At 61.8% G+C, this 17348-nt stretch carries 19 protein-coding genes; 15 read left to right on the forward strand and 4 right to left on the reverse strand.

Annotation, left to right across the window (positions count from 1 at the left end; genetic code table 11):
• Positions 1–310 precede the first annotated feature (310 nt).
• From KI609_RS15960 to KI609_RS16015, 12 genes are all read left to right on the forward strand, one after another.
• On the forward strand, positions 311–592 hold the full coding sequence (locus KI609_RS15960) for a DUF427 domain-containing protein (RefSeq protein WP_226444563.1): 282 nt from the start codon (positions 311–313) through the stop codon (positions 590–592).
• A 631-nt stretch (positions 593–1223) separates the two neighbouring features.
• Complete coding sequence (locus KI609_RS15965) at positions 1224–1862, forward strand: DUF938 domain-containing protein (RefSeq protein WP_226444564.1); 639 nt, start codon at positions 1224–1226, stop codon at positions 1860–1862.
• Positions 1863–1912: 50 nt separating this feature from the next.
• Positions 1913–2206: a 2Fe-2S iron-sulfur cluster-binding protein gene (locus tag KI609_RS15970; protein WP_226444565.1), complete on the forward strand. Its 294-nt coding sequence runs from the start codon at positions 1913–1915 to the stop codon at positions 2204–2206.
• A 234-nt stretch (positions 2207–2440) separates the two neighbouring features.
• Complete coding sequence (gene ribBA, locus KI609_RS15975) at positions 2441–3562, forward strand: bifunctional 3,4-dihydroxy-2-butanone-4-phosphate synthase/GTP cyclohydrolase II (protein ID WP_226444566.1); 1122 nt, start codon at positions 2441–2443, stop codon at positions 3560–3562.
• A gap of 14 nt (positions 3563–3576) precedes the next feature.
• Positions 3577–4041 carry a 6,7-dimethyl-8-ribityllumazine synthase gene (gene ribH, locus KI609_RS15980; RefSeq protein ID WP_226444567.1) on the forward strand — a complete coding sequence of 155 codons (465 nt, stop codon included), beginning with the start codon at positions 3577–3579 and terminating at the stop codon, positions 4039–4041.
• Entirely contained in the window at positions 4038–4595 is a 558-nt protein-coding gene (gene nusB, locus KI609_RS15985; protein ID WP_226444568.1) for a transcription antitermination factor NusB, read from the forward strand. Before ribH ends, nusB begins: the two co-directional genes overlap by 4 nt.
• Before the next feature lie 101 nt (positions 4596–4696).
• Positions 4697–5881: a pyridoxal phosphate-dependent aminotransferase gene (locus KI609_RS15990; RefSeq protein ID WP_226444569.1), complete on the forward strand. Its 1185-nt coding sequence runs from the start codon at positions 4697–4699 to the stop codon at positions 5879–5881.
• Positions 5882–5890: 9 nt separating this feature from the next.
• On the forward strand, positions 5891–6310 hold the full coding sequence (gene ybgC / locus KI609_RS15995; RefSeq protein ID WP_226444570.1) for a tol-pal system-associated acyl-CoA thioesterase: 420 nt from the start codon (positions 5891–5893) through the stop codon (positions 6308–6310).
• Positions 6307–7017: a protein TolQ gene (gene tolQ, locus KI609_RS16000; RefSeq protein ID WP_226444571.1), complete on the forward strand. Its 711-nt coding sequence runs from the start codon at positions 6307–6309 to the stop codon at positions 7015–7017. Before ybgC ends, tolQ begins: the two co-directional genes overlap by 4 nt.
• Positions 7018–7033: 16 nt before the next feature.
• Positions 7034–7459, forward strand: a complete 426-nt coding sequence (locus tag KI609_RS16005) for a biopolymer transporter ExbD (protein ID WP_226444572.1) — start codon at positions 7034–7036, stop codon at positions 7457–7459.
• A 30-nt stretch (positions 7460–7489) separates the two neighbouring features.
• Positions 7490–8494, forward strand: coding sequence for a cell envelope integrity protein TolA (gene tolA, locus KI609_RS16010; protein WP_226444573.1), 1005 nt, complete (start codon positions 7490–7492; stop codon positions 8492–8494).
• Positions 8495–9014: 520 nt separating this feature from the next.
• Positions 9015–9710 (forward strand): DUF5610 domain-containing protein, encoded by a 696-nt coding sequence (locus KI609_RS16015; RefSeq protein WP_226444574.1) that lies wholly within the window; start codon positions 9015–9017, stop codon positions 9708–9710.
• Positions 9711–9841: 131 nt separating this feature from the next.
• On the opposite strand, the gene acnB is transcribed toward KI609_RS16015, so the two are convergent.
• From acnB to KI609_RS16035, 4 genes are all read right to left on the reverse strand, one after another.
• Positions 9842–12433 carry a bifunctional aconitate hydratase 2/2-methylisocitrate dehydratase gene (gene acnB / locus KI609_RS16020; protein ID WP_226444575.1) on the reverse strand — a complete coding sequence of 864 codons (2592 nt, stop codon included), beginning with the start codon at positions 12431–12433 and terminating at the stop codon, positions 9842–9844.
• A 137-nt stretch (positions 12434–12570) separates the two neighbouring features.
• Entirely contained in the window at positions 12571–13191 is a 621-nt protein-coding gene (locus KI609_RS16025) for a hypothetical protein (protein ID WP_226444576.1), read from the reverse strand.
• Positions 13192–13222: 31 nt separating this feature from the next.
• Entirely contained in the window at positions 13223–14311 is a 1089-nt protein-coding gene (locus tag KI609_RS16030) for an HpcH/HpaI aldolase/citrate lyase family protein (protein WP_226450470.1), read from the reverse strand.
• A gap of 19 nt (positions 14312–14330) precedes the next feature.
• Positions 14331–15317 (reverse strand): malate dehydrogenase, encoded by a 987-nt coding sequence (locus tag KI609_RS16035; RefSeq protein ID WP_226444577.1) that lies wholly within the window; start codon positions 15315–15317, stop codon positions 14331–14333.
• A 226-nt stretch (positions 15318–15543) separates the two neighbouring features.
• On the opposite strand from KI609_RS16035, the gene KI609_RS16040 reads away from it, so the two are divergent.
• The 3 genes from KI609_RS16040 (at position 15544) to sdhD (ending at position 17329) form a co-directional block, all read left to right on the forward strand.
• Positions 15544–16332 (forward strand): GntR family transcriptional regulator, encoded by a 789-nt coding sequence (locus KI609_RS16040; protein WP_226450472.1) that lies wholly within the window; start codon positions 15544–15546, stop codon positions 16330–16332.
• 134 nt (positions 16333–16466) lie between these two features.
• Positions 16467–16901 carry a succinate dehydrogenase, cytochrome b556 subunit gene (gene sdhC / locus KI609_RS16045; protein WP_226444578.1) on the forward strand — a complete coding sequence of 145 codons (435 nt, stop codon included), beginning with the start codon at positions 16467–16469 and terminating at the stop codon, positions 16899–16901.
• Between the two features lie 62 nt (positions 16902–16963).
• Positions 16964–17329 carry a succinate dehydrogenase, hydrophobic membrane anchor protein gene (gene sdhD, locus KI609_RS16050; protein ID WP_226444579.1) on the forward strand — a complete coding sequence of 122 codons (366 nt, stop codon included), beginning with the start codon at positions 16964–16966 and terminating at the stop codon, positions 17327–17329.
• The last annotated feature ends 19 nt before the right edge of the window (positions 17330–17348 follow it).

The following is a 17348-nucleotide window of genomic DNA, read 5'->3' on the forward strand; positions in this document are numbered from 1 at the left end:
TGGTTCTCCTGTTGTCACAAAAAAGAGGAAAAGGAAATACACGCTGGCGAGCGCCTATCGAGTGCCCGCCCCGCGTGGCACTTTAAGCCACGCCGCGCCCGCGCGTGGTTGCGCAGGCGACTGCGTGGGGCACGCCTGGGCGCAGGCCACACCCCTTGAGGGGAATGATGAATCAGGTAAGGTATTCATGCCTTTTCAAGGCCCGTTGGGCACACACCGATGTGTGCCTGGCACGCAACCACTCACAATTTTGTAGCTGTACGCGCTTATTCATCAAGCGCCCAAGGCCCTTTTTATCAAGGATTCTTCCATGCAGGCAGTCTGGAACGGCGTGGTCGTTGCCGAGAGCGATGACACCGTGGTGGTCGAAGGCAACCACTACTTTCCCGAAAGCGCACTCAAGCGCGAGTACTTCACTTTCAGCAACCACAAGACCACGTGCGCCTGGAAGGGCCAGGCCAGCTACATGTCTCTGCTGGTCAACGGCGAGATGAACACCGATGCGGCCTGGTTCTATGCCGACCCCAAACCCGAAGCCGAAGAGGTTCGCGGTCGCGTGGCGTTCTGGAAGGACGTGAAGGTTACGGCCTGAACGTTGGTGTTGGTGCGGGTGTTGATGTGGGCATTGGTGCTGGTGTTGGCACCACGGGGCAGCAAGTCCTGACCCCGACGTACTGCGGGTTATCCCTGTGAGCGCTGGACAATCATGTGGATAACTGAGGGCAAGTCTTGTATGACCGACCTAAGTCATTGATTTGCAAGGCGCGCCCCTGCATTGCTTCATTTTTAAGCACACCGGAACCATCGACGCACGGGTTATCCCTGTCAGCACTGGACAATCCTGTGCATAACTCTGGACAAGCCTGGGATGACGTCCCTAAGTGGTTGATTTTTAAGGAATATCATTGCGCTGCTTAAAAATAATGCAAGTACGCCAAACCTCACCCAGGGGTACTGCCCTCCACCCAGCGGCGCCAGTGCACAGGGGAAAACCACGGGGTTATCCCTGCCCGCACTGAACAATCATGTGGATAACTCTGCGCAAGCTTTGTATGACCGGCCTAAGTGCTTGATTTACAAGGAAAGCACTTGTGGTGCTGAAAAACAAGGCACCTGCGCCACGCAACACGGCCAGGCAAAATGCCAGCCGCCACCGCAATTTACTCACTATTTGATAGCTGCTTGCGCTTAACAGACAAGCGCTACAGGCCAAAATCACTCAAATGTCCGACCCCATGCTTCACCACAGCCCTGCCGCCGAGCGCAATCGGGAGCCCATCCTGGCGCAGCTCCAGGCGTTGCTGGGCCCCACGGGCGCGGCGCTGGAGATCGCCAGCGGCACCGGCCAGCACGCGGCGCACTTTGCCGCCGCCCTGCCCGGCTGGCGCTGGCAGCCCACCGACCTGACCGACGCGCAGTTCGGCTCGATCACCGGCTGGGCACTGCACGGCGGCGCCCGCAATGTGCAACCCCCCTTGCGCCTTGATGTGCAGCGCAGCGCATGGCCCAGCGACAGGCCGCCGTTCGGCACGTCGTTTGACCTCGTCTTTTGCGCCAACATGCTGCACATAGCGCCCTGGGCCTGCTGCTCCGGGCTGATGCAGGGGGCCGCACGCCATCTGGCACCGCGCGGGCACCTGGTGACCTATGGCCCCTATCTGGAAGACGGCGTGCCCACCGCGCCCGGCAACCTGGCGTTTGACGCCAGCCTGCGCGCCCAAGACGCCGCCTGGGGCATACGGCGCATCGAAGACGTGGCTGCCGTTGCTGCAGATGCCGGCCTCGTGCTGAGCGAGCGCCACGCGCTGCCGGCCAACAATCTTTTGCTGGTGTGGACACGCACCACACCCGCTGCCGGCTGAACCTGGCCGTGCTGTTTCCGCCGATTGACCATCCATCCCGCGCCTGCCCCATGACGAACCCCACCCTCCCCTTTTTTATCGCCAAGGTCGAACCCGACGGTCTGCAATGTGATGCCTGGCCTGAGCAACCCCTGCTGCTGTCCCTGGAGCAAGGCGGCATTGACTGGCCCAGCTCATGCCGCAACGGCACCTGCCGCACCTGCATCGGCCAGCTGGTGGAAGGCACCGTGCGTTATGCCGTCGAGTGGCCCGGCCTTTCGGCCGAAGAAAAAGCCGAAGGCTGCGTGTTGCCCTGCGTCGCCTACCCCGCGTCGGATGTGACGCTGCAGGGCGCCTCTATTTGAGGCAACACAAGCACGGCGCGGCTTGATGCCGCGCGGCGCCAGCACGCAGGCCCCTGGTGAACTAAAATCCCATCTTTGCTCTTTGGCAGCGGCGGCATACAACACACCGCCCTGTGACGTGCGGCAGCGCCGCATCGCATGTTCTTTGGATGGTTCTCGGGGTGGCATGGCATTCGCTGGCCAAGCCCCCGGCCTGAAGAACCTGCGCTGCGGCCCCAATGAAAGCCTTTTTCCATGAACACCCCCCTCACCCCTGTGCCTATTTCGCCGGTCCAAGACATCGTGGCCGAGATGCGTGCCGGGCGCGTCGTCATCCTGGTGGATGAAGAAGACCGCGAAAACGAAGGTGACCTCGTCCTGGCCGCCGACCACGTCACGCCAGAGGCCATCAATTTCATGGCCCGCTTCGGCCGTGGCCTGATCTGCCTGACCCTCTCGCGCGAATGCTGCGAGCGCCTGCAGCTGCCGCCCATGGTGGCCCGCAACGGCACCAAGATGGGCACGGCCTTCACCGTCTCGATCGAAGCTGCCGAAGGGGTGACCACCGGCATCTCGGCCGCCGACCGCGCGCGCACCGTGCAAGCCGCCGTGGCGCCGGGCGCCGTGGCCAGTGACCTGGTGCAGCCCGGTCACATCTTTCCGCTGCAGGCCGTTGAAGGCGGCGTGCTCATGCGTGCCGGCCACACCGAAGCCGGGTGCGATCTGGCCCTGATGGCCGGCTGCAGCCCCGCCGCCGTGATCTGCGAGATCATGAAAGACGACGGCACCATGGCGCGCCTGCCCGATCTGCAGCTCTTCGCCGCCGAACATGGCATCAAGATCGGCACCATTGCCGACCTGATCGAATACCGCAGCCGCACCGAATCGCTGGTCGAAAAGGTAGGCACGCGCACGCTGAAAACGGCCGCTGGCGAGTTCACGGCCCACGCATTCCGCGACAAACCCAGCCAGGCCGTGCACCTCGCGCTCGTCAAGGGCCAATGGGGTGCCGACGAGGTGGTGCCCGTGCGTGTGCACGAACCCCTGTCGGTGCTGGACGCGCTGGAGGTCAACCGCTCCATGCATTCGTGGGGGCTGGACACCAGCCTGCAATACCTGGCATCGCAGGGCAAAGGGGTGGCCGTGCTGCTCAATTGCAACGAGAGCGCTGCGCAGCTGCTGGACCAGTTCGAGGGCACGGCCCGCGCCGCGCAGGCCCCCGAACGTGGCCGCATGGATCTGCGTACCTACGGCGTAGGCGCACAGATCCTGCGCGAATGTGGCGTTCAGAAAATGGCGCTCATGGGCCAGCCGCGCCGCATGCCCAGCATGGCCGGTTACGGCCTCGAAATCACCGGTTTCATCCCCAAAGAATAAAGAGCACACCACATATGTTTGGCGCAGACAAAGGCACGGCAGACCGCCTGGACGGTAAAAAACTGCACATCGGCATCGTGCAGGCCCGCTTCAATGAAGGCATCACCAATTCGCTGGCCGCCGCTTGCCGGGGCGAATTGCTGGCCCTTGGCGTGCAAGAGAAAAACATCACGCACGTACTCGTGCCCGGCGCACTTGAAGTGCCCGTGGCCCTGCAGGCCATGGCCGAGAGCGACAACTACGACGCGCTGATCGCCCTGGGTTGCATCATCCGCGGCGAGACCTACCACTTCGAACTGGTGGCCAATGAATCCGGCGCAGGCGTGACGCGCCTGGCGCTGGACTACCAGACACCGATCGCCAACGCCATCATCACCACCGAAAACATGGACCAGGCGATTGCACGCCAGACCGACAAGGGCGTGGACGCAGCCCGCGTGGCGGTGGAGATGGCCAACCTGCTGGACGATCTGTCATGAGCGAAAACACCCGCCCCCCAAAACAAACGCGCACCGGCCTCAAGGCCACGGGCACCCGCAAGGCGGCCTCCAAATCAGGCCGCAGCCGCGCACGCGAATTTGCGCTGCAGGCGCTGTACCAGCATCTGGTGGGCGGCAACGCCCCCGAGGCCATCGATGCATTCACCCGCGACCTGGCCGGCTTTCACAAGGCCGACTCGGCCCATTACGACGCGCTGCTGCACGGCTCTATTGCCCAAGCCGCCGACATGGATGCGCTGATCACCCCGCTGCTGGACCGCAAGATGGCCGAGATTTCGCCCATTGAGCACGCGGTGATGTGGATCGGCGTGTATGAGTTTCAGAACTGCCTGGACGTGCCCTGGCGCGTGGTGCTCAACGAGTGTATTGAGCTGGCCAAGGAGTTTGGCGGCACCGACGGCCACAAGTATGTGAATGCCGTGCTCAACGGCCTGGCCCCCAAGCTGCGAGCACAGGAAGTGGCGGCCGACAAAGCCTCTGGCGCGGCCACCGCACCCGCGGCATCGCAAGCCAACGCTTCCGAAGGCGCCTGAACGCGCCACCCGCGCCGTGCTGCTGCAGCACGCATGCTGTCACGCCCGGTGCACCGTCTTCCCGAACCACGCCCGTCCCCCCACGGGCAGGATGCCTTCCCATGAAGTTTTCCACGCGCGCCGAGCGCATCGAACCGTTCTACGTGATGGAAGTGGCCAAGGCCGCCCAGGCCCTCGCCCGCGAAGTGGCGGGCACGCGCGAGCCGATGATCTTTTTGAACATTGGCGAGCCCGACTTCACCGCGCCGTCTTTGGTGCAGGAAGCCGCAGCGCGCGCCATCCACAACGGAACAACGCAATACACCAATGCACTCGGTCTGGATGCTCTGCGCGAGCGCATCAGCGGCTGGTACCTGAGCCGCTTTGGCGTGAACGTGCCCGCCCGGCGCATTGTGGTGACGGCCGGCGCATCGGCGGCGCTGCAGCTCGCGTGCCTGGCGTTGATCGAGGCGGGCGACGAGATCCTGATGCCCGACCCCAGCTACCCCTGCAATCGCCACTTCGTGAGTGCCGCAGAAGGCAAGGCCGTGCTGCTGCCCACCACCGCGGCCGAGCGTTACCAGCTGAGTGCGGACAAGGTGCGTGCCGCCTGGGGCGAGAAGACGCGGGGCGTTTTGCTGGCCTCGCCGTCCAACCCCACGGGTACCTCGATTGCGCCCGATGAGCTGCGCCGCATCCATGACGTAGTGCGGTCGCACGACGGCATCACGATGATCGACGAGATCTACCTGGGCCTGTCGTACGAGGAAGAGTTCGGCCACACAGCCTTGGCGATTGACGACAACATCATCAGCATCAACAGCTTCAGCAAATACTTCAACATGACCGGCTGGCGCCTGGGCTGGATGGTGGTGCCCGACGCCATGGTGCCGGTGGTCGAGCGCCTGGCGCAGAACCTGTTTATCTGTGCCAGCACGGTGTCGCAGCACGCCGCGCTGGCCTGCTTCGAGCCCGAGAGCATTGCCGAATACGAACGCCGCCGCGCCGAGTTCAAGGCGCGGCGCGATTACTTCATCCCGGCCCTGCAATCGCTGGGCCTCACGGTGCCCGTGATGCCCGACGGCGCCTTCTACGCCTGGGCCGACTGCACCCAAGCTGCACAGCGCCTGGGCGTGAACGGTAGCTGGGACTTTGCGTTTGAACTGATGCGCCGCGCGCACATTGCGGTGACGCCGGGGCGCGACTTTGGCACGGCGGAACCCGAGCGTTTCATCCGGTTCTCCACCGCCAACTCCATGGCGCAGCTGCAAGAATCCGTGGCGCGGCTGCGCACATTGCTCGGCTAAGGGGCTGGCGTGGCGTTTGAGTTACCGATCCGCGTTTATTGGGAGGACACCGATGCCGGGGGTATCGTGTTCTATGCCAATTACCTCAAATTCTTTGAACGCGCGCGCACGGAGTGGCTACGCTCGCTGGGCATCGGCCAGCAACTACTCAGGGAACAAACCGGCGGCATGTTTGTCGTAACGGATGCGCAGCTGCGCTACCACCGCCCTGCCCGCCTGGACGACGAACTGATTGTTACCGCGGCCCTTCAAGAGACGGGCCGCGCATCGTTGACAATAATGCAGCAGGCGCTCCTGAAACCAGAGCAAATGACCCACCAGCCCCCGGTTTTGCTGAATGAAGGCACCATCCGCATCGGATGGGTCGATGCCGCCACGATGCGCCCCGCAAGAATCCCGAGCACCCTTCTGGAACAACTCACACCATGAACTCCCAAGACATGTCCATCATCTCTCTGGTGCTACACGCCAGTTGGGTGGTGCAACTCGTGATGCTATTGCTGCTGGGCGTTTCCGTCGCCAGCTGGGCGGCCATTTTTCGCAAGCTGTTTGCCCTCCAGCGCGTAAAAACGCTCAACGACGATTTCGAGCGCGAGTTCTGGTCAGGCACCAGCCTCAATGATCTGTATGCCAGTGCGGCCCAGAACGCCAAGCAGGCCGGGCCCATGGAACGTATCTTCGCCAGCGGCATGCGCGAGTACCAAAAATTGCGCGAGCGCCGCATCGTGGACCCCGGCACATTGCTCGACGGCGCACGCCGGGCCATGCGCGCGAGTTTCCAGCGCGAGATGGACGTGATCGAGTCCAGCCTGTCCTTCCTGGCCTCGGTGGGCTCCGTGTCTCCGTATGTCGGCCTGTTTGGCACGGTGTGGGGCATCATGCATGCCTTCACGGGCTTTGCGGGCATGGAACAGGTCACGCTGGCCACCGTGGCGCCAGGCATCGCCGAAGCGCTGGTGGCCACTGCCATCGGTTTGTTCTCTGCCATTCCGGCCGTGATCGCCTACAACCGTTTTGCGCGCGACATCGACCGCGTGGCCACACACCAGGAGACCTTCATCGAGGAGTTCTCCAACATCCTGCAGCGCAACCTGGGCGCACAGCCCGCGCCCACAGGCACGGCCTCAGGCCACTGAGCACGGAGATATCACCATGCCCGCCATGGCATCCCGCGGCCGAGGCCGCCGCACCATCAACGAGATCAACATGGTCCCGTTCATCGACGTGATGCTGGTGCTGCTCATCATTTTCATGGTGACGGCGCCAATGCTCACGCCGGGCATGATCGATGTCCCCAGCGTAGGCAAAGGCAAAAATATGCCCAAGGTCGTGGCGCAGGTCATCGTCAACAAGGATGGCTCGCTCCAATTCAAGACCCCCGACGCCACGCGCAGCCTGAACCAGCGTGAAATCGGTGATGCAGCCAGCCGCTGGCAAAAGTCGCTGGGCACAGACAACAGCGCCGTGGTCATCAGCGCAGACAAAGGTGTGCAGTACGAATCCGTGGTGAAGGCCATGGACGCCTTGCAAAAGGCGGGCGTGCAACGCGTGGGATTGTCCGTCAAACAAGGCGGTTGAACCCTACCGTCGCCGCCCGCTCTCACGTCCATGCACGCCCATACCGACCGCGATCAGTTCTCCCCGCCTCGCCCCCCCGCGCGCATGCGCGCCATCACACTGGCGGTGCTGGTGCATCTGGTGCTGATTGGCGCCCTCACCTGGGGCGTGAACTGGAAGAACACCGCTGATCAGCCGGCGGTCGAGGCCGAATTGTGGGCCGCCGTGCCCACGCAAGCCGCCCCGCGCGCCGTGACGCCACCGCCACCTCCCACGCCAACACCGGTGCCAGAACCCACCCCAGTCACGCTGCCCGCACCACCGCCGCCCGCCCCGCCACCCGTGCGTGTCGCGCCACCTCCGCCCCCCGACACCCACGAGGCCGACATCGCCATCGAGCGCGAGAAGAAGCGCCTGGAGCAGGAGAAAAAAGCGCGCGCGCAGCAGCTTGAACGTGAAAAACGGGAGCGTGAACGCAAAGAAGACGAGCGCCGCGACCGCCTGGAGCAGGAGAAGAAAGAGCGCCTGCAAAAAGAGAAAGAGAAAGCGCAGGAGCAGCACGAAAAGCAGCTGGCCGAACAGAAAAAGGCCGAGCAGGAAAAGCTGGAGAAGCAGAAAAAACTGGCCGAAGACAAGCGCAAAGCCGAAGAAGCCGCCAAGCGCAAGGCCGAGGCCAACGACAAGCAACTGGCCAAGTTGCGCGAAGACAATATGCGCCGCATGCAAGGGCTGGCCGGTGCCACGGGCGGCGAGACAGCCACTGGCAACGCGCAGCGCAGTGCGGGCCCATCGGGCAGCTATGGCGGCAAAGTGGCCGCCAAGGTCAAACCGAACATTGTGTATCCCGATGCGATTTCGGGCAACCCGCGCGCAGAGGTGGAAGTCAAGCTGTCGCCGGACGGCACCATCGTGGGCAAACGCTTGGTGCAAGCGAGTGGCAACAAGGCCTGGGACGATGCCGTGCTACGTGCGCTCGACAAGACCGAAACGCTGCCCCGCGATGTGGATGGACGCGTGCCCTCGTCACTCGTGATTGGCTTCCGACCGCAGGATTGATGCAGGCAGGGCCGCTGTGACCCGAATGCCGCCAATGCCACGCCGTTCACAGCGTGTTGGCGTGTTGGACAGTGGGCCTGAATACGTCACCGCCAAAGAACGTCAGGACACCGTCGGCCATCGGCGGCCATCTGCAAATATCATTCAAATCGAGCTCTAGTGCCTATCCTATAAGCGCCAGAAGCTATCTTTTAAATAGCATTCAAAGCCACTCCGCCCTTCTAGCCTCTTCGCTCAAGGGCAGGCCACCGGCTTCATGCAGCGCCGGGTTTCAAATCCTTCAAGCCAAGCCACCCCGCGCCACACCTACGGACGCCAGCGAGACTGCCCCTGGGGCTGCAAGCCAGTGCTCGTGGCAATGGTCAGTCACCGCACCCATCGCGGCCCATACCAGGTCGGCGCTTCAACCCGCCTCTAAAGCCTGAAAAAACTGTCTTTTACCCACTATATTCAACTTTTTCGGCCTGTTGGTCGATAACTAGAGGGAAAGCAACCCTTGCAACATCACCCGGAGATCAGCATGGTCACGCCTTCTATGGGATTCCCCCGCACTGCCACACCGGCAGCCGCCAACCCCACCAGCACTGTGGCCCCGTCCGTGAACAGTGCGTCGTCGGCCCAAGAGGTGAAAGGGACGAAGGAGGGGCAAGGGGCGGCGCAGAGGGCCCAGTCACCCACGTCAGCCAACAACACCTCGGCCAGTGACCTGCGCAGCCAGCAGAACGCACAAATCCTGCAAGCGTCGATGGATGTATCCATCCAGTCGGGCAATTCGTCGCTGACCTTGCTGTACCGCACAGCCATTGACCGCATCAATGAATTTCTGACCGCTGAGTTGGGGCCGAATGCCATTGGCACCGCCGACGCGCCAGACGCAAGCCCCGAGGCAACGGCGGGCCGCATTCTGTCTTTGTCTACCGCTTTCTATGACGCGTTTGCAGCGCAGCTTCAAAACAAGGGCAAGGACCCCGACGCGCTGGCGAAGGATTTTGTCGGTCTGATCCGTGGCGGCTTTGAACGCGGTTTTGGCGAAGCCAAAGATATCCTGAGCGGCTTGAACGTATTGGGAGCAGACAGCCCCATCGAACAAGGCATCAACAAGACTTATGCGCTGGTCATGAAGGGGTTCGACGATTTTCTAGCGAGCAAATTGACGCCCAAACCTGCAGAGGACAAGTCGCCACCAAAAGACAACAAAGACAGCCCTGCGACCTGATGCCCCAGGGGCATTTGGCGCCCGCCCAGGACCCAGCACGCGCGAATCAAGGGTGTCGGCGCCTCATCCCGGGCGCTGCCGATCATAAAAAAACCCGCCGAAGCGGGTTTTTAATTCGGATCACCGAAGCTTCAGGCAGCAACGCCCTTGGCAATCTCTGCGTACTCTTCGATCTGGTCGAAGTTCAGGTACTTGTAGATCGAGGCCCCATCCTTGTTCACGATGCCCATGGCGTCGTGGTACTCGGCCACCGTGGGGATCTTGCCCAGCTTGGACGCGATGGCGGCCAGCTCGGCAGAGGCCAGGAACACGTTGGTGTTCTTGCCCAGGCGGTTGGGGAAGTTGCGGGTGGATGTCGACACCACGGTAGCGCCTTCGCGCACCTGTGCTTGGTTGCCCATGCACAGTGAGCAGCCGGGCATTTCGGTGCGGGCACCAGCAGCGCCAAAGTTGGCGTAGTGGCCTTCCTTGATCAGCTCGCTCTCGTCCATCTTGGTCGGTGGTGCCACCCACAGCTTGACGGGGATGTCACGGCTGCCGCCCAGCAACTTGGCTGCAGCGCGGAAGTGGCCGATGTTGGTCATGCACGAACCGATGAAGGCTTCATCGATCTTGGTGCCCGCCACTTCCGACAGGGTCTTGGCGTCATCAGGGTCGTTGGGGCAGCACAGGATGGGTTCCTTGATGTCGGCCAGATCGATCTCGATGACGGCAGCGTATTCAGCATCCTTGTCGGCTTCGAGCAGGTTGGGATTAGCCAGCCAGGCTTCCACCTTTTCGATACGACGCTGCAGCGTGCGTGCATCTGCGTAGCCGTCGGCGATCATGTTCTTCATCAGCACGACGTTGCTGGTGAGGTATTCCTTGACGGGTTCGGGGTTGAGCTTGATCGTGCAACCAGCGGCGGAGCGCTCTGCCGAGGCGTCCGACAGTTCAAACGCTTGCTCCACCTTCAGGTTGGGCAGGCCTTCGATTTCGAGGATGCGGCCCGAGAACGCGTTGATCTTGCCGGCCTTGGCCACCGTCAGCAAGCCTTGCTTGATGGCGTACAACGGAATGGCATGCACCAAGTCGCGCAGCGTCACGCCAGGCTGCATTTCGCCCTTGAAGCGCACCAGCACCGATTCAGGCATGTCCAAAGGCATCACACCCGTCGCCGCACCGAAAGCCACCAGACCAGAGCCTGCGGGGAACGAAATGCCGATAGGGAAACGGGTGTGCGAATCACCACCAGTGCCCACGGTGTCCGGCAGCAGCAAGCGGTTGAGCCAGCTGTGAATCACACCATCGCCAGGTCGCAGGGCCACGCCACCGCGGTTGCTCATGAAGGCAGGCAGTTCGCGGTGCGTTTTCACGTCCACGGGCTTGGGGTAGGCCGCCGTGTGGCAGAACGATTGCATGACCAGATCGGCCGAGAAGCCCAGGCACGCCAGATCCTTCAGCTCGTCGCGGGTCATGGGGCCCGTGGTGTCTTGCGAGCCCACGGTAGTCATCTTGGGTTCGCAATACGTACCGGGGCGCACGCCCTGGCCTTCCGGCAGGCCAATGGCGCGGCCCACCATCTTCTGGGCCAGCGTGAAGCCGGCTTTGGTGGCCACTGGCGCAGTGGGCAGGCGGAACAGCGTGGAGGCAGGCAGGCCCAGGAACTCCCGGGCCTTCGCCGTCAGCGAGCGGCCAATGATCAGGTTGATACGGCCGCCAGCGCGCACTTCGTCAAACAACACGTCGCTCTTGAGCTTGAACTCGGCGACGGTCGCGCCGTTTTTCACGATCTTGCCGTCGTAGGGCAGGATGTCGACCACATCGCCCATTTCGAGCCCGGAAACGTCCACTTCAATAGGCAGGGAGCCTGAGTCTTCCTGGGTGTTGAAGAAGATGGGGGCAATCTTGCCGCCCAGCGTCACACCACCAAAGCGCTTGTTGGGCACAAAGGGGATGTCCTGGCCCGTGGCCCAGATCACGCTGTTGGTTGCAGACTTGCGGCTGGAGCCAGTGCCCACCACGTCGCCCACATAGGCCACGAGGTGGCCCTTCTTCTTGAGGTCTTCGATGAACTGCATAGGGCCGCGTTTGCCGTCTTCTTCGGGCTTGAACGCCGCGCCTTCGCGCGTGTTCTTCAGCATGGCAAGGTAATGCAGCGGGATGTCAGGGCGCGTGGTGGCGTCCGGCGCGGGCGAGAGGTCGTCGGTGTTGGTTTCGCCTGGCACCTTGAATACCGTGACGGTGATCTTTTTCTCGACCTCGGGACGGGTAGTGAACCACTCGGCATCGGCCCAGCTCTTGATGACGTCCTGGGCCTTGGCATTGCCGGCCTTGGCCTTGAGGGCCACGTCGTTGAAGAAGTCGAACATCAGCAGCGTCTTCTTCAGGCTCTCGGCGGCCACGGCAGCCACCTCCGCGTCGTCCAGCAACTCGATCAGCGGATGCACGTTGTAGCCACCCACCATGGTGCCCAGCAATTCTGTCGCCTTGGCTTTGGAGATCAGGCGCACCGTGATGTCACCGTGCGCCACGGCTGCAAGAAAGCTGGCCTTCACCTTGGCAGCGTCGTCTACACCAGGCGGCACGCGGTGGGTCAGCAAATCCAGCAGAAAAGCCTCCTCACCGGCGGGCGGATTCTTGATCAGCTCGATCAGCTCGGCGACCTGCGGGGCTTCGAGGGCCAGTGGTGGGATGCCCAATGCAGCACGTTCTGCGACATGGTCTCGGTAATCTTTCAACATTTCTTTCTCCGGTTTCGTTCTTAAGTGAGGCGGCGCGCCTACCAGCGATGGCCTCCAGGGCCGTCACCTTTGCACGCACAAGGGTTCGTCTTTTGGTGATTGAAACTTCAGGCGCCTTTTGGGGCGCCTTCTGGCGCTTATTTGCCAGCGGGCATGGGCTCAAGAACGCTCACAGGTGGGTTCTTCCTGATGGCCTCGGCCACCACCACCTGCTCGGGGCTCATACATTCATCTGCCAGGCGCTGGCCCAGGCGCTGGTTCATCAGCATCGATTTGTTGGCGATCTGCAACCACACGGCGCCACCCTTGTCGTCCTGCAGACGAACCGTGCCCGTGGTCGTGGCCACTGGCGACATGTGGTACTTGAAACCCTTACCTTCCACATTGAAGCGGCCTGGCGACGTCGCATCTGCAGAGACCGTGACGAAGGCGCCCAATTCACAGGGCATGCGTCCGACATGGACACGCTCCGCGATCGCCAACTCAGCGGGCGAGAGCGCCGCTTCGGCCGCGACAATGCCCGCTGCCACCTGGCTCGTGGCGCTGCGGAGCTGTGTACGGCTGCTGGTGGCCTCGGACCTCTTGGCAACCGCTGCCTTCTTGGCGGCGGGGGCCTTGGCTATAGGTTTGGCTGCAGGTTTGGTTTTGGCGCTGGCCGCAGGCTTCGCAGCAGCCTTGCTATCGGAAGCGGCGGGGGTTTGGGCCAACACGATGGCCGGGGCCAGCAACATCAGGGCGGAAGCAATGAAGGATTTCATGGGGGTGTCCTGCTTGGGAATATTCAGTAGCTCACGATGGAACAGAAGCCGTTGCGCCAAACCACGCACGCACGGAAAGAGGAAGCGCACGCCCTGTGCTGTGCGCGCGCTCGAGAACTTGCCAATAAAACCGGTAACTGGCGCGGTCATGCAGCGCGCCCTCGAAACGGATGGGCGCCCAGTCCGCCTGATCTGCGGCCACAATTATCTTGCCGGCCATTTCAATGTCGTCCTGCTGTGGCGCAAAGGCCTCCAGGATCGGACGGATCTGCGCTGGATGAATGCTCCACATGCGGGTGTAGCCCAACTCTAGCGCGGCGCGGCGAGCCGCTCCCAGCATGGCTGAAGCATCGGTGAATTCAGTCACGACACAATGCGAGGGGACCTTGCCGTTGGCATGACAGGCCGCTGCTATTTCAAGCTTGGCGCGCACCACCAGCGGGTGTGCAAACTGCCCACCGGATGTCATGCCATAAGCAGGAATGGCACCACCATGGGCAGATACAAAATCCATAAGACCAAAGCTCAGGCTCTGCACCAGAGGGTGGGCCGCGATCTCGAACGCGCGGTGCACAGCAGCGGGCGATTCGATCAAGACATGAAGTGGCACGCGTGTGCTGCAGGATTGCGCGAGCGCTCGCTCAACCCGCAGCACATCGTCCACGGATTCCACCTTGGGCACCATGATGTGGCAGAGCCTGTGGCCGGCCTCCCCCGCAATCGTCGCAATATCGTTGACGAAGGACGGGTGGTCCACCGCATGGACACGGGCTGCCACACGCGCCAAAGGGTTCGCAGCCAGCGCCAGGCTGGCAACCAGCCGGGCATGGTCAGACTCAAAACCTACGGGCGCGCCATCTTCACAATCAAGAGTGACATCAAAAACACAGGTGCCCAGCTCCTGCATCATTTCGGCCTGCAACTGCAGGCTTTTTCGCATACGCGCTTCCACTCCGCTGTAGTGGTCGCATACAGGAAGAAACCCGGTTTGAGCCTGAGCGCCCAGCAGCACGTCACGCGGGTGAACGCGCAACGACGCTGGCGAAGAAAGCGCAGCGCCCTGCCCCTGCACGGGGACATGGGCGGCCTGTGGGCCCGATGCCAATGGCGTCGGCTGCATTTGCACGGAGGCCTGTCTCTTACAGCAGGTGTTTAACGCCGTCTTGCTCGCCCTGCAACTCGGCCAGCGTGATGTTGATGCGCTCTTGCGAGAAGGCGTCGATTTCCAGGCCATCAACGACCTTGTACTCGCCGTTTTCGCAGGTCACGGGAAAGCCAAACATGGTGTCTTTGGGAATGCCGTACTGGCCGTCCGACGGGATACCCATAGTGACCCACTTGCCGTTGGTGCCCAGAGCCCAGTCGCGCATATGGTCGATGGCGGCATTGGCGGCCGAGGCAGCCGAAGACAGGCCACGCGCTTCGATGATGGCAGCGCCGCGCTTGCCGACGGTGGGCAGGAAGGTGTTGGCGTTCCATTCCTGGTCGTTGATCATCTTGGCCACGCTTTCGCCCTTGATAGTGGCGAAGCGATAGTCGGCGTACATCGTGGGCGAGTGGTTGCCCCAGACGGTCAGCTTTTCGATGTCGGCCACAGCCTTGCCGGTCTTGGCAGCGATCTGGCTGGCGGCGCGGTTGTGGTCCAGGCGCAGCATGGCAGTGAAGTTCTTGCGCGGCAGGTCAGGTGCGCTCTTCATGGCGATGTAGGCGTTGGTGTTGGCGGGGTTGCCCACCACCAGCACCTTCACGTTGCGCGAAGCCACGGCGTTCAGGGCCTTGCCTTGTGCCGTGAAGATGGCGCCATTGACGGCCAACAGCTCGGCACGCTCCATGCCCGGGCCGCGAGGGCGCGAACCGACCAGCAGCGCGTAGTCAGCGTCCTTGAAGGCGGTCATGGGATCGCTGTGGGCAGTCATCTCGACGAGCAGCGGGAACGCGCAGTCGTCCAGTTCCATCATCACGCCCTTGAGCGCTTTTTGGGGGCCATCCACCGGCACCTCGAGCAACTGAAGGATGACAGGCTGGTCTTTGCCCAGCATTTCGCCAGAAGCGATACGGAACAGCAGGGCGTAACCGATTTGGCCAGCAGCGCCGGTGACAGCAACACGGACGGGCTTCTTGCTCATGGTGAAAACTCCAGAAAGTGAGGAAAACAGGTGTGAGTGCAACGCAAGCACAGCGCCTGTTACCAGCAGCCCGTGCCTCGCAAAACAGCCTTGGAGTTTACCCTTGATTGAGCCACTCAGTCAATTTGTCTTATGTCTTATATAAGATATGATCACACCCCGCCTGTCGTTCGTTTGTCACGTGGCAATCGCGCTGCCATACAACAACCCACGCACATCACCAACCATGTCCTCCCTCCCGTTTGTTGCAGACAGCCCGCCTACGCCGTCCGGCTCCGTGGGTGCATCGACGCCCGCTTTCAGCCCGCTGTATCAGCAGATCAAGGGGCTGATCCTGCAAAGCCTCCAGCAGGGCGAGTGGAAGCCCGGCGAAGCGATTCCGAGCGAAATGGAGTTGGCCGCGCGGTTTCGCGTGAGCCAGGGCACGGTGCGCAAGGCGATTGACGAACTGGCGGCAGAGAACCTCGTCATGCGCAAACAAGGCAAGGGAACCTTCGTGGCCACACATGCCGAGCAGCATGTGCAATACCGTTTTTTGAAACTGCTACCGGACACCGGTGACGCACGGGTCGAGGGCCCGGCACAGCGTCAGGTCATAGATTGCCGACGGGTACGCGCCAGCGCAGACGTGGCGCGCGCACTGGCCTTGCGCAGCGGGGATGCCGTCATGCAGGCCAAACGCATCTTGTCATTTGCCAGCGTACCGACCATTCTCGAAGACATCTGGTTACCTGGCCAGGCATTCAAGGGGCTCACTGCCGAGCAACTCGCCAATTACCAAGGCCCCACCTACGCCATGTTCGAACTCGATTTCGGCGTCCGGATGGTGCGCGCAGAAGAAAAAATTCGAGCAGTGCTGCCCGATGAAGACCAGACACGGCTTTTGCAGGTGTCGTCGGTCACGCCGCTTTTGAGCGTGGAAAGAATCGCATACACCTACAACGATGTTCCGATGGAGTTACGTCGCGGCCTCTACCTCACGGACACGCACCACTACCGTAACGAACTGAGCTGACAACAGGCTGGCAACCCTCATTCAACATCAGAAATTCCGATCAACTCAAACCCCTCGTTGTTGCATTGCAATAGAATTTTGCGTTCTTTGCATCTTCAAATTACAAAGCAGTTACATCCACGAAAGCACCAGACATGACAGAACTAGCCAAAAAAAGGCCTGAATTCCGCAACATCAATGCCTTCAAGGACCTGACGACCTACCGCATGACACCGGCGGCCTGGGTCTCCATCCTGCACCGAGCGAGCGGAATCATCATGTTCCTGCTGCTGCCGTTCATCATCTGGATGTTCGACACCTCCTTGTCATCCGAGATTTCGTTCGCACGCTTTACCGCAGCCTTCAATGCAGGGGTCGGTTTTGTGCCTGGCTGGTTCGTAAAGCTTGCCGCTTTGGCCGTGATCTGGGCCTACCTGCACCACTTCATGGCGGGTCTGCGCCACCTGTGGATGGACACCAACCATGACGCAGTGACCAAAGCATTTGGCAAGTCGTCTGCACTTGTCACGCTCGTGATCAGCATTGCTCTCACCTTGGTGCTGGGCGCCAAGCTGTTCGGGCTGTATTGATTAACACGGCGGCTTTTGCCTGGTGGCGGGCCGCACAAGCAACGATCAAAGGAAAAAACACCATGTCCGTCAATTACGGCTCCAAGCGCATTGTTGTGGGTGCTCACTACGGTCTGCGCGACTGGCTCAGTCAGCGCGTGACTGCAGTCCTCATGGCCCTGTTCACCATCGTCGTGCTTGCACAACTGATTTTCTCCAAGGGCCCCATCGGCTACGACCTGTGGGCTGGAATTTTCTCCAGCCAGTGGATGAAGGTGCTGACCTTCTCCGTGATCGTGGCGTTGATCTGGCACGTGTGGGTAGGCGTGCGAAATATTTTCATGGATTACATCAAGCCTGTGGGACTGCGACTCGTTTTGCAAGTTTTCACGATTGTCTGGCTTGTGGGCTGCGCCGGCTGGGGCATCCAGGTCCTGTGGCGTCTCTGATTCCCGCGATTGAAGGTAC

Origin of the sequence: Acidovorax radicis (assembly GCF_020510705.1) — a bacterium.
Taxonomy (GTDB): Bacteria; Pseudomonadota; Gammaproteobacteria; order Burkholderiales; family Burkholderiaceae_C; genus Acidovorax; species Acidovorax radicis_A.